Annotated in this window: 1 protein-coding gene; it reads right to left on the reverse strand. The window is 71.0% G+C overall.

The features are described 5' to 3' along the window. Nucleotides 1-125: 125 nt before the first annotated feature. The coding region (locus NBY69_RS37180; protein ID WP_250306693.1) for a DUF2397 family protein at nt 126-434 on the reverse strand (309 nt) is incomplete at its 5' end.

A 434-nucleotide genomic window follows, 5' to 3' on the forward strand; every position in this document is an offset into this window, starting at 1 on the left:
GGTTGGACACCTGGTCAAGCTGCTGACCGAGCTGTTGGCGGACGGCGTCGCGTAGACGGTCCCGTTCGCTGCGGAGTGCGGCGATCTCCTCGCGCGCGATGGCGAGGTCTGCTTTCAGGCTTGCGCTACTCGCTAGGCGTCGGACCCGTGCCCTCCGCACCCAGGTCGAACCGGTCGGCGAGCCGGGCCAGCATGTCCGTCTGCCCCACCAGCGACGCATCCAACTGGTCGTGCTCCACGAACACCTGCCCGGCCAGCTTCGCCACCTCCTCGGGCGCCGTACCCTCCCCCTGCAAAGCGGTCAGCGCGTCACGGATCCGGGCCAGCCCGTCCAGCGTCACCTCCCGCTGCACCACCCCCTCCGCCGACAACACGGACCACAGCCGCTGCACCTGCCGGCCCTGCGACGTCGCGGTGTACCGCCACCGCGCACC

Origin of the sequence: Streptomyces sp. A 4/2, assembly GCF_940670765.1 — a bacterium.
GTDB lineage: Bacteria > Actinomycetota > Actinomycetes > Streptomycetales > Streptomycetaceae > Streptomyces.